At 70.3% G+C, this 20,353-nt stretch carries 22 protein-coding genes and 1 pseudogene; 13 read left to right on the top strand and 10 right to left on the bottom strand.

The genetic code is table 11. The features are described 5' to 3' along the window. The first annotated feature begins 173 nt into the window (after window positions 1–173). The 3 genes from gatB to NKI68_RS11800 all read left to right on the top strand — a co-directional run bounded on the left by gatB (window position 174) and on the right by NKI68_RS11800 (window position 3,929). On the top strand, window positions 174–1,655 hold the full coding sequence (gene gatB / locus NKI68_RS11810) for an Asp-tRNA(Asn)/Glu-tRNA(Gln) amidotransferase subunit GatB (RefSeq protein ID WP_254543284.1): 1,482 nt from the start codon (window positions 174–176) through the stop codon (window positions 1,653–1,655). Between the two features lie 150 nt (window positions 1,656–1,805). Continuing rightward, complete coding sequence (locus NKI68_RS11805) at window positions 1,806–2,423, top strand: ArsR/SmtB family transcription factor (RefSeq protein WP_254543283.1); 618 nt, start codon at window positions 1,806–1,808, stop codon at window positions 2,421–2,423. A gap of 6 nt (window positions 2,424–2,429) precedes the next feature. After that, a complete protein-coding gene (locus NKI68_RS11800; RefSeq protein ID WP_254543282.1) occupies window positions 2,430–3,929 on the top strand; it encodes a S8 family serine peptidase in 1,500 nt (499 codons plus the stop codon). A 79-nt stretch (window positions 3,930–4,008) separates the two neighbouring features. Here the strand turns inward: NKI68_RS11800 and NKI68_RS11795 are convergent, their stop codons facing one another. Next, window positions 4,009–4,482 carry a hypothetical protein gene (locus NKI68_RS11795; protein ID WP_254543281.1) on the bottom strand — a complete coding sequence of 158 codons (474 nt, stop codon included), beginning with the start codon at window positions 4,480–4,482 and terminating at the stop codon, window positions 4,009–4,011. Between the two features lie 228 nt (window positions 4,483–4,710). Between NKI68_RS11795 and NKI68_RS11790 the strand changes: the two genes are divergently transcribed. The 3 genes from NKI68_RS11790 to NKI68_RS11780 all read left to right on the top strand — a co-directional run bounded on the left by NKI68_RS11790 (window position 4,711) and on the right by NKI68_RS11780 (window position 8,869). Further along, window positions 4,711–7,200 (top strand): DNA topoisomerase I, encoded by a 2,490-nt coding sequence (locus NKI68_RS11790; protein ID WP_254543280.1) that lies wholly within the window; start codon window positions 4,711–4,713, stop codon window positions 7,198–7,200. Between the two features lie 82 nt (window positions 7,201–7,282). Next, window positions 7,283–7,996, top strand: a complete 714-nt coding sequence (locus tag NKI68_RS11785) for a phosphoglycerol geranylgeranyltransferase (RefSeq protein WP_254543278.1) — start codon at window positions 7,283–7,285, stop codon at window positions 7,994–7,996. Window positions 7,997–8,227: 231 nt separating this feature from the next. Further along, on the top strand, window positions 8,228–8,869 hold the full coding sequence (locus NKI68_RS11780; RefSeq protein WP_254543277.1) for a helix-turn-helix domain-containing protein: 642 nt from the start codon (window positions 8,228–8,230) through the stop codon (window positions 8,867–8,869). An 11-nt stretch (window positions 8,870–8,880) separates the two neighbouring features. Here NKI68_RS11780 and NKI68_RS23800 read toward each other — a convergent pair. Then, window positions 8,881–9,113: pseudogene (locus tag NKI68_RS23800) on the bottom strand (hypothetical protein); the annotation flags it as partial. Between the two features lie 41 nt (window positions 9,114–9,154). Beyond that, entirely contained in the window at window positions 9,155–9,601 is a 447-nt protein-coding gene (locus tag NKI68_RS11770; RefSeq protein WP_254543275.1) for a VOC family protein, read from the bottom strand. A 256-nt stretch (window positions 9,602–9,857) separates the two neighbouring features. Between NKI68_RS11770 and aspS the strand changes: the two genes are divergently transcribed. The 7 genes from aspS (at window position 9,858) to NKI68_RS11735 (ending at window position 16,589) form a co-directional block, all read left to right on the top strand. Beyond that, window positions 9,858–11,162: an aspartate--tRNA(Asn) ligase gene (aspS, locus tag NKI68_RS11765; protein WP_254543273.1), complete on the top strand. Its 1,305-nt coding sequence runs from the start codon at window positions 9,858–9,860 to the stop codon at window positions 11,160–11,162. A gap of 303 nt (window positions 11,163–11,465) precedes the next feature. After that, complete coding sequence (locus NKI68_RS11760; protein ID WP_254543272.1) at window positions 11,466–12,659, top strand: MFS transporter; 1,194 nt, start codon at window positions 11,466–11,468, stop codon at window positions 12,657–12,659. Window positions 12,660–12,710: 51 nt separating this feature from the next. After that, window positions 12,711–13,547, top strand: a complete 837-nt coding sequence (locus tag NKI68_RS11755; RefSeq protein ID WP_254543270.1) for a pantoate kinase — start codon at window positions 12,711–12,713, stop codon at window positions 13,545–13,547. 46 nt (window positions 13,548–13,593) lie between these two features. Next, window positions 13,594–14,340 carry a 4-phosphopantoate--beta-alanine ligase gene (locus NKI68_RS11750; RefSeq protein WP_254543269.1) on the top strand — a complete coding sequence of 249 codons (747 nt, stop codon included), beginning with the start codon at window positions 13,594–13,596 and terminating at the stop codon, window positions 14,338–14,340. A gap of 129 nt (window positions 14,341–14,469) precedes the next feature. Beyond that, a complete protein-coding gene (locus NKI68_RS11745; protein ID WP_254543267.1) occupies window positions 14,470–15,396 on the top strand; it encodes a sulfide-dependent adenosine diphosphate thiazole synthase in 927 nt (308 codons plus the stop codon). Window positions 15,397–15,400: 4 nt separating this feature from the next. Next, window positions 15,401–16,159, top strand: coding sequence for a DUF7001 family protein (locus NKI68_RS11740; protein ID WP_254543266.1), 759 nt, complete (start codon window positions 15,401–15,403; stop codon window positions 16,157–16,159). A gap of 148 nt (window positions 16,160–16,307) precedes the next feature. Then, on the top strand, window positions 16,308–16,589 hold the full coding sequence (locus NKI68_RS11735; RefSeq protein WP_254543264.1) for a YgaP family membrane protein: 282 nt from the start codon (window positions 16,308–16,310) through the stop codon (window positions 16,587–16,589). Window positions 16,590–16,621: 32 nt separating this feature from the next. On the opposite strand, the gene NKI68_RS11730 is transcribed toward NKI68_RS11735, so the two are convergent. The 7 genes from NKI68_RS11730 to truD form a co-directional block, all read right to left on the bottom strand. Next, window positions 16,622–16,858, bottom strand: coding sequence for a DUF3194 domain-containing protein (locus NKI68_RS11730; protein WP_254543263.1), 237 nt, complete (start codon window positions 16,856–16,858; stop codon window positions 16,622–16,624). Between the two features lie 4 nt (window positions 16,859–16,862). After that, window positions 16,863–17,264, bottom strand: coding sequence for a prefoldin subunit beta (locus tag NKI68_RS11725; RefSeq protein ID WP_254543261.1), 402 nt, complete (start codon window positions 17,262–17,264; stop codon window positions 16,863–16,865). A gap of 118 nt (window positions 17,265–17,382) precedes the next feature. Further along, entirely contained in the window at window positions 17,383–17,658 is a 276-nt protein-coding gene (locus NKI68_RS11720) for a KEOPS complex subunit Pcc1 (RefSeq protein WP_254543260.1), read from the bottom strand. 4 nt (window positions 17,659–17,662) lie between these two features. Further along, entirely contained in the window at window positions 17,663–17,797 is a 135-nt protein-coding gene (locus NKI68_RS11715) for a DNA-directed RNA polymerase subunit P (RefSeq protein WP_254543259.1), read from the bottom strand. Between the two features lie 24 nt (window positions 17,798–17,821). Further along, entirely contained in the window at window positions 17,822–18,088 is a 267-nt protein-coding gene (locus tag NKI68_RS11710; RefSeq protein ID WP_254543258.1) for an eL43 family ribosomal protein, read from the bottom strand. Between the two features lie 84 nt (window positions 18,089–18,172). Beyond that, entirely contained in the window at window positions 18,173–18,892 is a 720-nt protein-coding gene (locus tag NKI68_RS11705) for a DUF2103 domain-containing protein (RefSeq protein ID WP_254543257.1), read from the bottom strand. 87 nt (window positions 18,893–18,979) lie between these two features. Continuing rightward, window positions 18,980–20,296: a tRNA pseudouridine(13) synthase TruD gene (gene truD / locus NKI68_RS11700; RefSeq protein WP_254543256.1), complete on the bottom strand. Its 1,317-nt coding sequence runs from the start codon at window positions 20,294–20,296 to the stop codon at window positions 18,980–18,982. Window positions 20,297–20,353: the final 57 nt, after the last annotated feature.

Below are 20,353 nucleotides of genomic sequence, written 5' to 3'. Positions count from 1 at the left end.
TTCGAGGTGTTCTCGTTGCGGTTCGTTACGTGAGCGAGAGCTTTCGAGGCGCTCCCTCCCTACTCAGATCCGAGACGTTCGAGGCACCGCCACCGTAGACCGCTGACCCCCCAAACCCACCCCCGACCCGAGTCCCGATAGCCTTTAGCGCGCGGACCCGGTGAATCGAGGTAATGACCGCACAGGCGACCCGGGCGCGCGAGCACGCCGTCGTCATCGGGCTGGAGGTGCACGTCCAGCTGGAGACGGCCACGAAGCTCTTCTGTGGCTGCTCGACCGACACGGCCGACGACGCGCCCAACACCCACACCTGCCCCGTCTGCCTCGGCCTGCCGGGATCGCTGCCCGTCGTCAACGAGGCCGCGGTGGAGGCCGCCGTCAAGGTCGGCAAGGCCATCGAGGCCGACATCCCCGAGGAGACGCGCTTTCACCGGAAGAACTACTACTACCCCGACCTGCCGAAGAACTTCCAGATCACGCAGTACGACGACCCGATCTGTCAGGACGGCTCCCTCGAGATCAGCGTCGAGGGCGAGCGCCGCGTCATCGGGATCGAGCGCGCCCACCTGGAGGAGGACCCCGGGTCGCTCAAGCACGAGGGCGGGGCCATCGACCGCGCCGAGTACACGCTCGTCGACTACAACCGCGCCGGGATGCCCCTCATGGAGGTCGTCACCCGGCCGGACTTCCGCTCGCCGACGGAGGTGCGCGCCTTCCTCGCCAAACTGGAGGAGGTGCTCGAGTACCTGGGCGTGTTCGACCCCGAGCGCGACGGCAGCCTGCGCGTCGACGCGAACATCTCGCTCGTGCCGGGCGAGGAGGTGGCCGAGGACGGCTCCATCGGCGCGGCGGCGCTCGCCGCGGCCAACCGGACCGAGGTGAAGAACATAAGCAGCCACAAGGGGGCGGAGAAGGCGCTGGCCTACGAGGTGACCCGCCAGCGCAACGCGGTCGCGCGCGGACGGGAGGTCGAGCAGGAGACGCGCCACTGGGACGAGTCCCGCGGCGTCACCGTCTCGATGCGCTCGAAGGAGGCCGAGAAGGACTACCGCTACTTCGAGGAGGCGGACCTCCCGCCGATGCGCGTCTCGGGCTGGAAGGAGGAGATCCCGATCCCCGAACTCCCCGAGGCCCGCCGCGAGCGCTTCCGCCGCGAGTACGACCTGAGCGGGGAGGTCGCCTCGAAGCTCACCTCCACGAAGCAGGTGGCGGACTTCTACGAGGACCTGACCGACGAGTTCGACCCCGCGTTCGCGGCGGCGTGGACGGCGGACCGCCTGCTCGGCGAACTCAACTACCGCGACATGCCCCTCGACGCCATCCCCCGCGGGGAGTTCGCCCGCCTGCTCGAACTCGTCGAGGACGAGGAGATCACCGCGAAGAACGCGGAGGAGGTCGTCCTCCGCGCGATGCTCGACGAGGGCGACGCCCCCGACGAGATCGTCGAGCGGGAAGGACTGGGAAAGACCGGCGACGACGAGGTCGCGGACGCCGTTACGCGGGCGATCGAGGACAACCCCGAGGCCGTCGAGGACTACCGCGCGGGCGAGGAGGGCGCGCTCAACTACCTCGTCGGACAGGTCATGGCGGCGACCGGCGGCAGCGCGGACCCCGGTACCGTCAACCAGCTCTTGCGGGCGGAACTCGACGGATAACGACCGTCGCGTGACCGGCGACGGACGTGTCCGTTAACTGCCATTGCGTAAACCAATCCCGGAGGAAAACGTCCGGTTCCAAACATTCACGAGGAAGAGTGAAAAAAACTTACCGCAAATATTTGTACCCAGGGGGATAAGTACGTGTCAATGTCAGGGCTGTTGCCAACTAGCACTGATGCCAGCTCTGAGCAGGAGGGGGAACTCCGCACGCTGTGGCTCGACAGCGACCACGCGGGGGAGTTGCTCTCTTCGCTCTCGTCCGGGACGGCGCGCGCCGTCCTGACCGCGCTCCACGAACAACCGGCGACCGCCTCGGAGGTCGCCGACCGCGTCGACACGTCCCTCCAGAACGCGCGCCACCACCTGACGAACCTCCAGGAGGCCGGACTCGTCCGGGTGGCCGACACGCGCTACTCCCAGAAGGGCCGGGAGATGAACGTCTACGCGCCGAGCGAGGAACCGCTCGTCGTGTTCGTCGGACGCGAGGAACGCAAGACCTCGTTCCTCGACTCGCTACGCAGTCTGGTGGCCGCCGTCGGGCTCCTCGGGATCGTCAGCCTGTTCGTCCAGTGGCTCGTCACCCCCCAGCGGGTGGCGACCGCCGCCGACTCGCTCCCGCGCATGGCCGACGGACTCGGGGACGGCGCGGCCGCGGCCCCGATCTCGGCACCGCCCGGCGCGCTCTTCTTCGCCGGTGGGCTGCTCGTGCTCGGTCTCCTGCTCGCGTGGAGGCGCTGGCACCGCGTGAACCCCGCGATCCGCTGACCGCCGATGGAGCCGCGCGACCTCCTCGCGGTGATGGTCGCCTGTAGCCTGCTCGCCGTCCCGCTCGCCCCGGTCCCGGGGGCCGACGCCGGCGGCGAGACCACGAACGACGCGGTGCTCGTCGACCGGCTGAAGACCCACCTCTACGGACCGGACGACCCCGAGAGCCCGACCGTCGACGAGGAGGTCCGCGTCGTCGTCCGCCTGAAGCAGCGCGCGCGCCTCCCGACGGCCGACGGGTTCCAGATCAACCGCGTCTACACCAGCGAGGGGACCCGTCACGTCGAGGGGTCGGTCCCGCTCGCCGCGGTCCGAGCGCTCGCCGCCCAGCCCGGCGTCCAGTCGATCCGCGTCTCGTCGTCGGCGTTCGCGCCCGACGACCTCGTCGCCCCCGGCGTGTCCGCGATCGGGGCCGACGACCTCCACGAGGCGGGCGTCACCGGCGAGAACGTCACCGTAGGCGTCATCGACAGCGACTTCCGCGTCAGCCACCCCGCCATCGCCTCGAACGTCGGGGCGTACCGCACCTTCGGTTCGGGTGGCGACTGGCGACACGGAACCGCCGTGGCGAGCGTCGTCGCGGACACCGCCCCGGGGGCGACGCTCTACCTCGCCGCCATCGGGCGGTCGACGACGGCGGAGGAGTACCGCGACGCCGTCGAGTGGCTCGAGGCCTCCGGCGTGGACGTCATCGTCGATTCGGGGAGTTACTACACGCAACCGGGCGACGGGAGCGGTTCCGTCTCGCGCATCGCCGCCGAAGCCGCCGAGGACACCGTCTTCGTCACCTCGGTGGGGAACCACGCCCGGCGCTACTGGACCGGGACCCACGGGCCCGGCGACCCCACGTGGGTGCAGTTCGCCCCGAACACGGGCGGCAACTACCTCGACGGCGGCGACGTCGTCAGCGGCCGGGTGACGCTCACCCTCCGCTGGGACGGCTGGCCGAAGACGGCCACCGACTACGACCTCTACCTCGTCCGCGAACGTCCCAGCCGGGACGTGGCGGTCGCGAAGGCGACGGGCCACGACGGCCGCCCCTACGAACACCTGAGCGTCGTCGTACCCGAGGGGCGCTACTACGTCGCCGTCAAGGGCGATCGCGTCGAGGGTGCGACGACGCTCGAACTGTTCGCGAACCGTAAACTCCACCACCGTTCGGCCGGCGGGGCGAGCGCCCCCGTGATGGCCCCCGGCGTCCTCGCCGTCGGCGCGAGCGAGGGGGGGAACGTGAGACCGTACAGCGCCCGGGTGGGCGTGGACCTGGTCGCGCCGGACACGATCGCCGCGCGGGGAATCGCGGTCGACGGCGGGACCTCCTTCGCCGCGCCCTACGTCGCGGGCGTGGCGGCGCTCGTCGTGGGGGAACACCCGGACCTCGCCGCCGAGGAGGTCCGGACGGTTCTGGCCGGGAGCGCGACCGACGTCGGTCCGGCGGGGGCGGACGACGCCTCCGGGGCGGGGCGGGTGAACGCCACGGCGGCGCTCGCCGCCGCGGACGGATAGATAGCGGGAGACGGTAGACAGCGGAAGACGGTAGACAGCGGAAGACGGTAGACAGCGGAAGACGGTAGACAGCGGGAGATCAGTCGTCGCGCGCCGACGGCCGAGCGGCGGCCGAATCGCGCGTCGTTCCCGCGGTGTCGACGCGGAGCAGGTACGCCGACGCGGCGAGCGCGACGACCTCCGCGGTCTTCGCCGCCGTCTCCAGCGGGTCGCCCACGAGGTGGTCGATCGTGCTCTGTACGATCCCGGTGTCGTGCGTGTGACCGACGTCGGTGTTGTGAAAGAGCAGCCACGCGACGATCTCGCCGACCGTGAGCAGGATCACGAGCGCGTAGGCCGTCCGGTAGGAGAGCGCGCCGGCCCACACCGCGAGGGCACCGACGACGACGACGAGGATCGAGAGGGTCATCAGCACGGTGACGACCCGGGGGAACTCGCCGGTCCGCGAGACGGCGGCGAGCCGCGGCGCGACCACGGAGAGGTGGATGAGGGCGTCGATGGCGAGCATCTGCAGCACCAGCAACCGCAACCCCGGGATGAACTGCCTGTCCATGGTGGGGGTAGCGATCGGGGGGACAAATGGGTTTCAGGTCGCGACGCGGGCGACGGCCGGGGGCGGTCGGGGACGATCCCGCCGTTTCCCCTCGGGCGTGCTCGCCGACGCGCGCGGATCCCGCGAGCGTACGCACACGCCCGCAGTGCCTTGATTTTACCAGTCGAAAGGGTTAGAAAGGCCGTCGGCTTACCACCCTCACATGACGACGCGGAGAGGTGGGTCCCCGTGGAGCTGATCATCACCGAGAAGGACAACGCCGCCCGGCGCATCGCCGAGATCCTGAGCGAGGGCGGTGCGTCCGTCGAGCGGCGCAACGGCGTCCCCGTCTATCGGTGGGGCGGGCGGCGCTGCATCGGGCTGTCCGGACACGTCGTCGGGGTGGACTTCCCCCCCGAGTACGCCGATTGGCGAGACGTCCAGCCCGTCGAACTCGTCGACGCGGAGGTGGTGAAGACGGAGACGCAGGAGAACATCGTCGCCGCCCTGCGCTCGCTGGCGCGGGAGGCCGACCGCGCCATCGTCGCCACCGACTACGACCGCGAGGGCGAACTGATCGGCAAGGAGGCGTACGAACTCGTCCGCGAGGAGACGGACATTCCCATCCGCCGGGTGCGCTTCTCCTCGATCACCGACCGCGAGGTGCGCGAGGCGTTCGCCGACCCCGAGGAACTCGACTTCGACCTCGCGGCGGCCGGCGAGGCCCGACAGATCATCGACCTGATGTGGGGGGCGGCGCTCACGCGCTTCCTCTCGCTCTCCGCGAAGCAACTCGGCGACGACTTCATCAGCGTCGGGCGGGTGCAGTCGCCGACGCTGAAGCTCATCGTCGACCGCGAGCGCGAGATCGAGGCGTTCGACCCCGAGGACTACTGGGAGCTGTACGCCGACCTGGCGAAGGCGGCGGACGCGGCGGACGAGGAGTTCGAGGCGCAGTACTTCTTCGAGGGCGACGACGGCACCGAACAGGAGCGCCTCTGGGACGAGGCGGAGGCGGAGTCCGTCCACGAGCGCCTCCGCGAGGCGACGGCGGCGGTCGTCGAGTCAGTCCGCCGCCGCACCCGGACTGACGACCCGCCCGCGCCGTTCAACACGACCCAGTACATCCGCGCGGCCGGGAGCATCGGCTACTCCGCCCAGCGCGCCATGAGCATCGCCGAGGACCTCTACACGGCGGGGTACGTCACCTACCCGCGGACGGACAACACCGTCTACCCCGACGACCTCGACGAGCGCGAACTGCTGGAGACGTTCGCCGAGCACCCCAACTTCGGCGACGACGCGCGCCACCTCCTCGAACGCGACGAGATCGAACCGACCAGCGGCGACGAGCAGACGACCGACCACCCGCCGATCCACCCGACGGGCGAGTTCCCGACGGAACTCTCGGACGACGAGTGGGAGGTGTACGAACTCGTCGTGCGGCGCTTCTTCGCGACCGTGGCCGAGCCGGCGACGTGGGCGCACCTGCGCGTCGTCGCGGAGGCGAACGGCTGCCGGCTGAAGGCGAACGGCAAGCGCCTCGTCGACCCCGGCTACCACGCCGTCTACCCGTACTTCTCGACCAGCGAGAACTACGTCCCCGAGGTCGAGGAGGGCGAGTCGCTCGACGTGACCGAGGTGCGACTGGACGCGAAGCAGACCCAGCCGCCGCGCCGCCGCGGCCAGTCGCGGCTCATCGAGGCCATGGAGAGCAGGGGAGTGGGGACGAAATCCACCCGCCACGGAACCCTCCAGAAGCTCTACGACCGGGGCTACATCGAGGGCGACCCGCCCCGCCCGACGAAGCTGGCGATGGGCGTCGTCGAGGCCGCAGAGCGGTTCGCCGACCTCGTCGTGAGCGAGGAGATGACCGCCCAGCTGGAGCGGGACATGACCGCCATCGCGGACGGCGAGGCGACCCTCGACGACGTGACCGACGAGTCCAGGGACATCCTGAAGCGCGTGTTCGCGGACCTCCACGACTCGCGCGAGGAGATCGGCGAGCACCTCCGCGCGTCGCTCAAGGCCGACAAGGTGCTCGGGCCGTGTCCCGAGTGCGGGAGCGACCTGCTCGTCCGCCGCTCGCGCTGGGGGTCGTACTTCGTCGGCTGCGACGGCTACCCCGACTGCGAGTACACCCTGCCGCTGCCCAACCGCGGCGAGCCGACGGTGCTCGACGAGGCGTGCGAGGAGCACGACCTCAGGCACGTGAAGATGGTCGCGGGGCGCAACACGTTCACCCACGGCTGTCCGCGCTGTCGCGCCGACGAGGCCGACGAGACGGAGGATCGGGTGATCGGGACGTGTCCCGACTGCGGGTCGGAGGAGGGCGGCGAACTCGCGATCAAGACGCTCCGCTCCGGGTCGCGGCTCGTGGGCTGCACGCGCTACCCGGACTGCGAGTACTCGCTTCCCCTGCCGCGTCGCGGCGAGATCGAGGTGACCGACGAGCGCTGCGAGGAGCACGACCTGCCCGAACTCGTCGTCCACAACGGCGACCCCTGGGAACTCGGCTGTCCCATCTGCAACTTCTCCGAGTACCGGGCGCGGCGGGCGGCCCGCGCGATCGAGGACCTCGATGGAGTCGGGAAGAAGACCGCTGAGAAGCTCGCGGCGGCGGGCATCGAGGACCTCGACGACCTCCGCTCGGCGGAGGCGGACGAGGTGGCCGCGGAGGTGCAGGGCGTGAGCGCGGACCGCATCCGCGAGTGGCAGACGCAGGCGAGCGCGAGTTAGCGCCTAATCGGCCGTCTGCGGGGCGAATTCGACCGTTCTCTCGTTTCGAAGCCGTTTTGTCCAGGGGTCGGGACGGACACGTATGAACTCGTGGGGCGATTGGGACCACATCGTGAAGGTAGACCCGGACAAGGCCCTGCCGGAGGGCGTCACGTACGAGGACCTCCGCGCGACGGGCACCGACGCGATCATGGTCGGCGGGACGACGGGCATGACCGAGGAGAAGATGACCCGGGTCATCGAGGCCTGCGGAGCGTGCGACCTTCCGGTGTACATCGAACCGAGTCACGCCGGCGCGGTCGTCCACTCCGATCACCTCGACGGCTACCTCGTCCCCGTCGTCTTCAACGCCGGCGACGTGGCGTGGATCACCGGCGCGCACAAGGAGTGGGCGCGCATCGATCCCGACATCGACTGGGAGCACACGACCACCGAGGCGTACGTCGTGCTCAACCCGGAGGCGTCGGTGGCGGAGTACACCCAGGCCGACTGCGATCTCGAACCCGACGAGGTGGCGGCCTACGCCACCGTGGCCGAGCGGATGTTCGGCCAGGAGATCGTCTACGTCGAGTACTCGGGGACGCTCGGCGACCCGGAGATCGTCGGCGCGGCCCGCGACGCGCTGGACGAGGCGACGCTGTTCTACGGCGGCGGCATCCGCGACTACGACTCCGCCTACCGGATGGCCGAACAGGCGGACGTCGTGATCGTCGGCGACCTCCTCCACGACGAGGGCATCGAGGCGGTCGAGGCGACCGTCCGCGGCGCGAAGGAGGCCGCTCGCGTCCGCCAGTAGGCGTCGGTAGGGTGACAGGAGTCGGTAGGCGTCGGTAGGCGCGACCGCCTGGGATCGGACCCCCCGCGACGAACCCACTGATGGACGATCGGCCGCTACTCCCGGCCGCTCCACGGCGACTTTCACCACTAGTTAGAGTTGTTTGAACTCTATTTAATTCCTGAAATTGGCGGCGTGTGCCACATATGTCAGGGGAAATCATTATTATGGGATGCCGACGCACACCCATCAATGAGTCTCGTCGCCGCGTATCGTACGTCCTCTCCAGAACTGGTGTTGGCGACCGCGGTGACGACGGTTCCCGAGGTGGAACTCGACGTGGCGCGCGCCGTCCCGACGGATCGCGGCCGACCGACGTGGTTCCTCTGGGCCGACGGGACTGACCTCGACGCCTTCGAGAGCGCGATGGCCGACGATCCGACGGTGACCGACGTAGAGCGGATGCGCGAGGTGGCCGACGCGCGACTGTACACGCTGCAGGTGACGCGAGCGGCGAGCGTCTACGCCGACTCGCGGTGGTCGGACCTCGACGCCAGCAACTACGCCTCGTGGTTCCGCGACGGCTGGTGGTACTCGGTGACGCGCTTTCCCGACCGGGGGACGCTCGACGCCTACCTCGCGTTCCTCGACCAGCACGACGTCACCGTCGAACTCGACGACGTGTTCGTCACGCTCGCTTCGAACGGCGAGCGCCCGCTGACCCGCTGCCAGCGCGAGACGATCGAGTTCGCCTACCACTGCGGGTTCTTCGAGATCCCCCGCGAGGCGACGATGAGCGACCTCGCCGACGAGTTCGACGTCTCCGAACAGGCCATCAGCCAGCGGCTCCGACGCGCGTACGCCCGACTGGTCGAATCCGAAGTGGTCGAGTGAACTCCCCCACCCTACCGCTCGCCTGACGGCTCGCGCTTGAGGGTGGGGTGCTCAAGGAGCGAAGCTCCTTGGCAACGCGAAAATCTCACGATTTTCGCAGTCTTCCTGTTTCCACGACGCGCTTTGCAGATACCGAGATATCCACAGGGAGCGCAGTCTCCACAGGCGTTGATGAATCACTCCGCGATTCGTTCGCATCTCTATCTGCCTCGAACCCACACGCCGGACACGAGTGTTCACGCACGGGCTCGAGACGGTGGCCGCCAAGAGCGTGGGGGCGACCCGCTAGGCTCCGTCGAGTTCCTCGGCCAACCCGACGACGATGCCCTCCGGGCCGCGCACATAGCAGAGGCGGTACTCGTCTTCGTACTGGGCGACGTCGTCCACGAGTTCGGCTCCGTGGGAGCGGAGGCGGTCGAGGACGTCGTCGATGTCGTCGACGGCGAACATGATACGGCGGATCCCCAGGGTGTTCACCGCCGGTTCCTCGGATCCGTCGCGGGTGGCCTCGGGCGTGATGAATTTCGCGAGTTCGACGCGGCCGTGGCCGTCGGGGGTCCGCATCATGGCGATGTCGTTCTGGACGTTCTCGAGCCCCACGACGCGATCTACCCACTCTCCCTCGACGGACGTCTCGAACTCCAGTTGCATACCGAGTTCCGAGAAGAACGCCTTCGCAGTTTCGAGGTCCTCGACCACGATGAGGACGTTGTCCATTCGCTTGATCGCCATAGTCCGAGAGAACTCGGTGAGGAGTGCCCAAATAGACGTCGCTGGCGGGGGAAACGTGACGGTGAGTTTCGTCGCGACCGTGGATCGACCCCGTCTGCTACGTCGGGGGGCCGGTCCCAGGCTCTCCGTACGCCCACTCGGGGCGGGGCGGCGATATGCCCTTGAACTGTACCTCGTGCGCCGAAGATATCATCCACTTATCATTTAGACAAAGCCAATCGACCCACTTTAACCCGCCCGGGGAAAACGGGGCCGTATGGAGAACCGCACGTACACCGCGGACGCCGAACCGGGCGAGCGGGTGACCGTCGCCGGTTGGGTGCACGAACTCCGCGACCTCGGTGGCATCGCCTTCCTCATCCTCCGGGACAAGACCGGGAGGATACAGGTCAAGTTCGCGAAGGACGAGATGGACGACGACCTCGTCGAGACCGGGACGAGCGTCTCCCGCGAGTCGGTCGTGCGGGTCGACGGAACCGTCGAGGAGGAGCCGCGCGCGCCGACGGGCGTCGAGATCGTCCCCGAGTCCGTCGAGGTCGTCGCGCCCGCCGACCCCGAACTCCCGCTCGACCCCTCGGGGAAGGTCGACGCCGAACTCCCGACGCGGCTCGACAACCGCACGCTCGACCTCCGGCGCGACGAGGCGAAGGCGATCTTCGAGATCCGCGCCGAGGTCCTCCGCGCCGTCCGCGAGTACTTCCGCGAGGTCGACGCGACCGAGATCAACACGCCGAAGATCGTCGCCACCGGCACCGAGGGCGGCACCGAACTCTTCCCCATCACCTACTTCGGCGAGGAGGCGTTCATGAACCAGAGCCCCCAGCTGTTCAAGCAGCTGATGGTCGGCTCCGGGCTGGAGCGCGTCTTCGAGATCGGCCCCATCTTCCGCGCCGAGGAGCACAACACGCCCCGACACCTCAACGAGGCCACCTCGATCGACTTCGAGAGCGCCTTCATCGACCACCGGGGGGCGATGGACGCCTGCGAGGGGGCGGTGCGCGCCGCCTACGAGGCGGTCGCCGAGAACTGCCGGGAGCAGCTCGAGGTGCTCGGGCTCGCCGACGAGTTCGAGGTCCCCGAGGAGGCGTTCCCGCGGCTCTCCTACGACGAGGCCATCGAGCGCGTCAACGCGACGGGCGAACTCGACGAGCAGCTCGTCTGGGGCGACGACCTCTCGACGGAGGCCGAGAAGGCCCTCGGGCGTGACGTCGGCGGTCACTACTTCATCGTCGACTGGCCGAGCGAGATCAAGCCGTTCTACATCAAGGATCACGACGAGGACGAGTCGCTCTCGACCGGCTTCGACCTGATGCACCCGCGCATGGAACTCGTCTCCGGCGGACAGCGCGAACACCGCTACGACGAACTCATCGCCGGCTTCGAACAGCAGGGCCTCGACCCGGACGCCTTCGAGTACTACACGAAGATGTTCCGCTACGGCATGCCGCCCCACGCCGGCTTCGGGCTGGGCGCGGAGCGCCTGCTCATGACGATCCTCGGTCTCGAGAACATCCGCGAGGCCGTCCTCTTCCCGCGGGATCGCCAACGGCTGAGCCCGTAGGGCGAAGCCGTTGGGAGCCAGCGAGGCGGGCGGGGCGAGTCTCGTCCAGATCGCCAACGGCTGAGCCCGTAGGGCGAAGACGTTGGGAGCCAGCGAGAGGAGCGCCAGCGACTCTCGCCCAGATCGCCAACGGCTGAGTCCCTAGGACGAAGCCGCAGTCGATCGGCCGCGCCGTCGATCAACTCGTCCGCCCGCACGACCGTACCGTGTCGTGCTACCGCCGCTCACGCGACCGTACCGTGTCGTGCCACCGTCACTCACGGCACCGGATCGCTTTTGCCGTTCGCCCGCTCCCTCTCCACGGTGACAACGAGCGCGAGCGTCGTCCTCCGGTACTACCTCTACATGACGAGTTCGACGCTCGGCTTCCTCTCGCCGGTGTGGGTCGTCCTGCTGGAGGATCGGGGGCTCTCGCTCGCGTCGATCGCGCTGCTCGACGGCGTCTTCTTCGGCGTCATCGTCTTGAGCGAACTCCCGACCGGGTACGTCGGCGATCGGATCGGCCGGCGGCGGGCGCTCGTGGTGAGTTCGCTCGCCGTCGGCGCGGCGGCGGCGGGGTTCGGCGTCGCTGAGGGCGTCGGCGAGTTCCTCGTCGTCTACGTGGCGTGGGGCGTCGCCCAGACGTTCCGCTCGGGGAACGACAGCGCGTGGCTCTACGACACGCTCGCGGCGGGCGGCGAGCCGGAGGCGTTCGCCCGGGTCCGCGGGCGGGGGCTGGCGCTGCTGCTCGGGGCGACCTCGGTCGCCTCGATCGCGGGGGGCTACCTCTACGCGCTCGACCCGCGCTACCCGTTCTTCGCCACGGGAGCGATCAACCTCCTCAGCGCGGCGGTCGTCGCCACGGTGCCGGAGCCGCCGTCGACGGACCCGAGCGAGTCGTTCACCCTCGCCGGGGCGCGGCGCGCGCTCTCACAGCTCCGGTCGCCGTCGCTGCGGTCGTTCGTCGGCTACACGGCGTTCTTCTTCGCCGTCGGGTGGAGCGTCGACCTGTTCGTCCAGCCCATCGGGACGCGTGCCGGCCTCTCGGCGACCGACCTCGGGTGGCTCTACGCGGGGCTGACGGGCCTGTCCGCCGTCGCGAGCAACTACGCCGACGCCGTCGCGACGCGCGTCGGCGTCCGGCGGTTGATCCACCTCGCGCCGGTCGGCCTCGGAGGCGCGGTCGTCGTGCTGGGGTTCCTCCCGGCGCTCGCGGTGCCGACGTTCTTCCTGCTTCGCGCGACCCTGAACCTCGTCGCCCCGGTGAGCGAGCAGTACCTCAACGACCGCACCGCGTCGCTGGGTCGGGCGACGGTGCTCTCGGCGTGGTCGATGCTCGTCTCGCTCGCGAGCGTCCCCCTGAAGCTCGTGAGCGGCGCGCTGGCCGAGTCGGTGGGGCCGTTCGCGACCGTCGCCGCCCTCGGCGGCCTGCTCGCGGCGGGATCGATCGCGGTCCTCGCCGTCGAGCGCCCGGTCCCGACGACGGAGGCCGAGGCGACGGCGACCCCCTCGGACTGAGGACGAACTGTAAGATTCAAGCGCGCCAGCGTCCGAGTCGGTGACGGAACCATGACAGCGTGCGCGTTCGTCCCCGGCCACGTCACCGGCTTCTTCAGCGCCCACCCGCACGACGACCCCGCACGCGCGGGGTCGCGGGGGGCCGGCCTCGCACTCTCCGACGGCGTTCGGGTGACGGTCGTCCCCGCCGAGCGGACGACGGTGCGGGTGAACGGCGAGCGCGGGGGGATGGCGGCCGTGACGAACGTGCTCGCGCGACTCGGCGTCGACGCGCGCGTGGAGTGCGAGACGGCGCTCCCGGTGAGCGCGGGCTTCGGCGTCTCCGGCGCGTGCGCGCTCGGGACGGCGCTCGCGGCGGACGCGCACGCCCCGACGCACCCCGACCTCCGCCCGCGGACGGAGAACGAACTCGTCGCGATCGCCCACGCCGCCGAGGTGGAGGCCGGGACCGGACTCGGCGACGTGGTCGGGCAGGCCCGCGGCGGCGTCCCTCTCCGCCTCGAACCCGGCGCGCCGCCGCACGGCCGCCTCGACGGCCTGCCCGGACGCCCCGAGGTGGAGTACGTCACCTTCGGCGGCCTCGACACCGCGGAGATCATCACGGGGGACACGACCCGCCTCACCCGCGCGGGGGAGGCCGCCCTCGACCGCCTCCTCGACGATCCCACGCTGGACGCCTTCATGGCCGCCTCGCGGACGTTCGCGCGGGAGGCAGACCTGCTGACCGACCGCGTGGAGGCGACCGTCGAGGACGTGCGGAGCGCGGGCGGCGAGGCGGCGATGGCGATGCTCGGCCGGACGGTGTTCGCCCTCGGCGACGGGCTGAGCGAGGCGGGCTACGACGAGGCGCGGTCCTGTCGCGTGACGGGCGGCGCGACCCGGCTGTGAGTCCGAGAGCGCGGCGTTTTTCATTCACTCTCGCAAACCCCGCCCCATGGGTGACATCGAGGTGCCGGAGAGCCACCCGCGCTATCAGTCTCTCCTCACGCGCCACCGCATCGAGGCCGGCGTCGAGAAGGGCATCACCAGCAAGCAAGGACTCATCGCGGAGGGCCGGGGCGAGGCGTTCGACTACCTGCTCGGCGAGCGCACGCTCGACAGCGCCGACGAGGCCGAGCGCGCCGCCGCCGCCCACCTCCTGCTCGCGCGCCACCCCGTCGTCTCCGTCAACGGGAACGTCGCGGCGCTGTGCCCCGCGGAACTGGTCGAACTCGCCGACGCCGTCGGCGCTGACCTGGAAGTGAACCTCTTCAACCGCACCGAGGAGCGCGTGCGCGCCATCGCCGACCACCTGCGCGAGCACGGCGCGGGCGAGGTGAAGGGGCTGACGGCCGACGAGCGCGTCCCCGGCCTCGACCACGAGCGCGCCAAGGTGGACGCCGACGGCATCCACGACGCCGACGTGGTGCTCGTCCCGCTCGAGGACGGCGACCGCGCCGAGGCGCTCGGGCGGATGGGCAAGACCGAACTCGTCGTCGACCTCAACCCGCTCTCCCGGTCGCCCCGGACGGCGGCCGTCCCGATCGTGGACAACGTGATCCGGGCGATCCCGAATATCACCCGCTACGCCCGCGACCTGCGCGACGCCCCCCGCGAGGAACTGGAGGCGATCGTCGAGGCGTTCGACCGCGAGGCGGCGCTCGCCGACGCGGAGCGGGCGATTCGGGAGGGCGGAGACTGAGATCCAAGCCCTGGTGCCACTTCTTCGAGCACTCCCTCTGCGTCCGAGAGACGGGTCTCTCCGACGACTGGTCGCCAGTGCTAGTCGTACCCAAACTACTATTACTACCACAGAATATCACTAGGTGGTATGACGGATTTCGAGCGATTCAGCGAGGCGAGCGAGGCGGACGTGACGCGCGCGATCGGTCAGGAGTGGACCGAGGAGTTCATGGACTTCTCGGACTCGGACGTCATCGTCGTCGGCGGGGGACCGTCGGGGTTGATGGCGGCGACCGAACTCGCAGAGCGCGGCGTGAAGACGATGGTCGTCGAGAAGAACAACTACCTCGGCGGTGGGTTCTGGCTCGGCGGTTTCCTCATGAACAAAGTGACCGTGCGCTCGCCCGCGGAGCGGGTGCTCGAGGAACTGGACGTGGACCACCGTCCGGCGCGCGATACCGAGGGGTTGTACGTGGCCGACGGGCCCCACGCCTGCAGCGCGCTGATCAAGGCGGCCTGCGACGCGGGCGCGAAGATCCAGAACATGACGGAGTTCACCGACGTCGTCATCCGCGAGGACCACCGCGTCGGCGGCATCGTCATGAACTGGACGCCGGTGCACGCGCTGCCCCGCGAACTCACCTGCGTCGATCCGATCGCCGTCGAGGCCGACCTGGTGATCGACGCGACGGGCCACGACGCGATGGCCGTCACGAAACTCGACGAGCGGGGCGTCCTCGACGCGCCGGGCGTCCGGAGCGCCCGCGAGCGCGGGCGGGTGATGGACCAGACGGAGGACGGGCAGTACGGCGCGCCGGGACACGACTCGCCGGGACACGACTCGATGTGGGTCGGGCGGAGCGAGGACGCGGTCGTCGAGCACACGGGCCTCACCCACGAGGGATTGCTGGTGACGGGGATGGCGGTGGCGACGACCTACGGGCTGCCGCGGATGGGGCCGACCTTCGGCGCGATGCTGCTGTCGGGCAAGCGCGCCGCCCAGCTCGCGCTCGACGAACTCGAGGTGGACGCAGAGCCCGTCGCGCTCACCTCGCGGACGACCGCCGACGACTAGGCGGATGGTCGAGCGCGTCAGCGTCTACCGCGCGCCCACCGCCGTCGCGGACGCCGATCGAATCGCGCGCTGGCTGGACGAGCGCGGCGAGTGGGAGGCGGAGGCCCGCGATCGGTTCCTCGCCGGCGCGGGCGACGGACTCGCTCGCGAGTTCGCCCGGGCGCGCGTCCGCTCCCCGTACGACCGGGAGACGGGCAGCGAGATGCTCGGCGTCGTCCGCTACGAGGAGCGCGCGCTCGAGAACCCCGAGCGGGCCGGAGGCGTCATCTACGACGGGTTGCGGGTGCAGGACGCCCTACGCGAGCGCCTGCCGCCCGGCGAGCGGTCGTCCGAGCACGCGTACGTGATCCTGCTCGACCGCGTGCTCGGCACGTGGGGGGAACACGACGGCCGCTGGCACAAGCGCGTGAGCGTGCTCGGTCGGCCGGCGCTCGTCTCCGTGCCGGGGCTGTACGAGGCCCCGGCGAAGCCCGAGGCGTACTACCGCGAACAGGGGCGTCGCGCGCTGCTCTCCGGCGACCCGCCGCCGCGGGAGGTCCTGGAGAACGAGGTCGAGGGGGAGTTCCTGGTCGAGGACGACCCCCGCACCACGGAGACACTCGCGGGGTACGTCCTCGGGGCGGTCCACTACCTCGAGACGGGCGAGGCCTTCTGCGACGACGAGCGCTGTCGCCTGTCGAACCCCCACCGGCAGGAGGGGGTAGTACGGGCGCAGCTACGGGACCCCGAGTTCTGCCCGCGCCACGCCGAGCGGTACGGGTGACATCCGCGCGAAGCGGCTCCGACCCCGCGTTCCGACGGAACGACGAGGCGGCGGAGGTACGCCGAACGGGACGCTCACGGTTCCAGACCCGTGAAAACGACCGATAGGGGGAAACGTGACGGTGACCTAACACGGTCGGTGAGATAAGATGCAAAAGAACGTCGGTGGATACGACCGTATCGCTCGACTCGTCCTCGGACCGATCCTCGTCGCGGTAGCGCTCGCCGGGCTCTTCGGCGTCGTCGGCCTCGCGATCGGCCCCGTCTCGACGCTGATCGTGGCGGTGATCGCCGGGCTCGTCGGCGTCGTCTTCCTCGTCACGGGGACGACCCAGAAGTGCCCGCTGAACCGCGCGCTCGGCGTCGACACCTACCGCGGCGACGCGAGCGAGCGCGATTCCGAGACGCCGCCCGCCGGTCGAACGACCTGAGGCGGCGAACTCGGCGATTAGAGCGACGACCGCTACGCTTCTTCGAACAACTCGTCGACGGCGGCCCGCGCCGCGAGCGCCGCGTCCTCGGCCACCCGTTCGGGGTCGGGGTCGTCCGGCGCGTTGAGGTAGACGTCCACGTCGAGGACGCCCTCCTCGAACGTCACCGCGACGTCGAAGTCACGGACCGCCGACTGTTTGTACCGCGAGAAGATGACGTCCTCGGCGGCGTCGCTCGCGGCCTGGACGACCTCCTCGTCGCTCGGCATCGGTTCAGTCGCCGCCGGGGCCGCCCATGCCGGGACCCTGCGGCCCCTGGGGACCCTGCGGTCCGCCGCCGAGCATCTGCTGGAGTTCGCCCTGGAGCTTCTCGAACTGCTGCTGGACGCGCTCTTCCTGCTTGTTCAGCGTCTCGACGCGGATCTCGAGGCTGTCGACCTTCTCCTCGAGCGCCTCCGACGCCTCGTCGTAGGTCGTCTCGACCAGCAGCTCGCCGACCTCGCGGTACATCGTCGTCCCCTCGTCGACGTCCTCGAGCTGGTCGAGCGCCGCGCGCGACTCCGACAGCGTCGTCTCAGCCTGCTGTTTCTGGGCCGCGACCTGCTGTGCCGTCTCCTGAAGGTTCCGGAGTTCCTCGATCTTCTCCTGGGCCTCTGGCGGAAGGTTACCCTGCATGACTGTGCCGACGAGACGACGACGCAAAAAGGCACGGCATTCGACTCACCGGCGAGGGCGACGCGAATCGTTCGTCACCGACCGCCACCTCGCCGCTCGTTCCCTCGCACTCCTCCCGTCACCGACCGTCACCGTCGCCGAGGGACGCCTCCACCACGCCCTCCGCGACCTCCACGAGCGTACACCAGGTGTTCAGCCCGGCGCGGAGCGCCACGAGGTCGTCGGCGTCGATGCGCACCGCGACGGTCGCGCCGTCACGACCGACCTCGGCACGGGTGCGGTCGCCCTCTATCTCCCCGACTTCCTGGCGGACGCATCGCTCGACGAGCGCCGCGTGGTCGGGCGACTCGTACTCGAATTCGAGGAGCGCGTCGTGCCGCGGGGGTGCCGACACGCCGTTACTCGACGTCGATCGTCTTGACGTCGCCGGCGCGCTCCTTCAGGAGCACCCGGTGACCGCAGTACGGACAGCGGACGCCGCCGTACTCGTCGAGTTCGACGTCGCGCTTGCAGCGAGAACACTTGTAGCTCATACTGGTAGTATCGGGTGGGCGTACTTAGGTGTCGTCCTCGGAGAGGGCGGCGCGGATCGAGCGGCGGACGGTGCGACCGCCCGGCGTCTGCGCGCGGTAGGCTCCCCCGGCGAACTTCTCGCCGGTCTCCTCGTTGATCCAGATGCCCGTCCCGACGCGCTTGACGGGCGCGCCGTCGACCGTCGAGCTTCGCGTGTCCTCCTCGATCTCCGCGACGCGGCGGCGGGCGACGCAGCCGTAGCGTGCGCCGAATCGACCCGCGCTGCCCGTGCGTCCCTTCTTCTTGGCCATGATACCCGTCGGTACCCCCGACAGCGGTATAAATCCGTTGAGTCCGATCCGTGCGGGGAGGTCCCGAGTTCCGCGGTTTCAGTCCTACTCCCGGAGTCCGGCGTCCCGGAGCCACTCGTCGAGGTCGGCGCGGACGCGCTCGCCCGTCTCGCGGTCGTAGGCGGTGGTGACGACGCGGTTCTCCTGGACGCTCGAGCCGTCCCGGAGGAGCATCCGGACGTTGCCGTTCTCGTCGGCGCGGGTCGCCTTCGCGCGCACGCCGCTCCGGGAGCCGGACCCGCCGGCGTCGATGGGACCGGGGATCAGCTTCTTCACGTGCGGGTGGGCCGCGATCGTCTCGACGGCCCGGCGACCCGCGCGCCCGCCGATGAGCGTCGAGTGCGACCCGCCGAGCTTCGCCGCCGGGGGGCGATCGACGGTCTCGAGTGCGGGCTCCCCCCGCCGCTCGACGACCGCCTCCACGGGGTCCTCGCCCTCGACGCGGTAGAAGGGGTAGTGAACCTGCTCGCGCACCGCAGAGAGCACCTCGCGGTCGCCGACGGCGTACACCTCCTCCGGGCGCTTCCGCTGGAGGTCGTCCGCGATCAGCCCCGCGAAGTTACGCAGTTCGGTCGTCTCGCGCTCGCCCGCCTCGGGCGTGGTCGTCACCTCGCGGCGCGCGATCACCGCGTCGTCGAGCAGGGCGGTGACGGTCGCGCGCTCGCGGGAGAGGTCGAGAACGACGGTGTCGGCGTTGCGCGTCCGACAGACGAGACAGTAGTCTCCCGGCCGGTCGAGGTCGCTCGCGCACTGCCGACACGCCATGTCAGAGGACACTCTATCGAGGCGTATAACTGGCGTGTTCCCCTCCGCGGCGGATCGGACGCGGGACGACGGCGGAGGGGACCCCGCTCACCGCATCTCCGCGGGATCCGCCTTCAGGTACTCGCGCAGGAGCACCGTCGCGTACGACCCGGAGGGGAGCGAGAAGGAGAAGGTGAGCGGGTCGTCCGCCACGTCGAGTTCGGTCGCGACGAGGATCGCGCGGCGGGTGCCCGTCGAGCCGAACTCGCCCGGAAGGTCGAAGTCCTCCGGGGCGATCCCCTCGTCGTCGAGCACCTCCCGCTCGATCTCGCCCTGCTCGCCGTCGGCGAGTTCCGTCTCGGTGCCGACGAGCGGGGCGGTGACGAACGCCCGACCCCGCGCGCAGTGGCGAGCGATCGTGTCCACTCGGCGCTCGGTGACGCGCTGGCCGCGATCCGGGTCGGGGAGCCCGTGATCGTCGGCGAAGCAGACCACGTCGCCGACGACCGGGCGGTGAAACGGGAGCCCCCGATCCAGGCGCGCGGAGAGCATCCGGTTGAACAGGTAGGACTGCGCGGCGTTGACGAACAGCCGCTGGACGTTGTTCGGGGCCGTCCGCAGGGCGTCCGCGAAGTCCGCCTCCCCCTCGCCGCCGTTCTCGACGAGGCGGTGGACCATCGCGCGCTCGTAGCCGAGGCGGCCGGGGAGGCGCTCCAGCGCCCCCGCCCAGTCGCGGGTCTCCTCGACGTAGCGTCGGGCCTCGCGCGTGGACTCGGGTTCCCGCTCGCTCGGATTGCCCGCGTAGGCGATGACGGCCCCCTCCCAGTCCCCGCGGGCGAGGGCGAGCCCCACCTCGTGAGTGACGGGCCGGCGCGTCCCGAAGCGCTGCTGGCCGAAGTAGTTCGGGACGGCCACCTGGCCCGCCGCGCAGTCGCCGAAGGCGCGCAGGGCCTCGGAGACGGCGGGAGCGCGGTCGGGGTGCGCCGCGTCGCGCACCGCGATCTCGAACTCGTTACCCCTGAGGTCGCCGAAGAGGACGGGCCGGCCGGTCCGTCCGAGCGCCTCGATCTCCGCGCCGCCCACGTCGGGAAACGCGGGGTCGTCGAGCCAGCGCACGGAGAACAGCTGCGTCGTCACGGCGCGCTTGTCCTTCGTCCCGGCCCAGGAGAAGCGCTCGCGGCTGAACCCGAGGCGGTCGGCGAGCACGGCGACGAAGTCGTTGGTGTCCCAGTTACGGAGCGTCGCGCGGAAGACGACGTTCGGGTACGCCCCCGGGTCGGCGTCCAGGGGCTCGACGTCGACCGCCTCGCGCTCGCGCACGCGGAAGTCCTCGGGGGCGGCGCGCAACCGGCCGCCGACGCCGTCGGCGTCGCTCACGTAGTAGTCGATGCCGACCGCGCGCTCGACCGGGTGCGCCGGACGCATCAGCGTCCCCCCGTCGCTCTCTCCCGGCCCGCCGTCCTCGCCGCTCCTGACATACCT

Source organism: Halomarina pelagica (genome assembly GCF_024228315.1).
Classification (GTDB): Archaea; Halobacteriota; Halobacteria; order Halobacteriales; family Haloarculaceae; genus Halomarina; species Halomarina pelagica.
The sequence above is the reverse complement of the archived record's forward strand: the minus strand, read 5'-3'. Positions and strand labels throughout refer to the sequence as shown.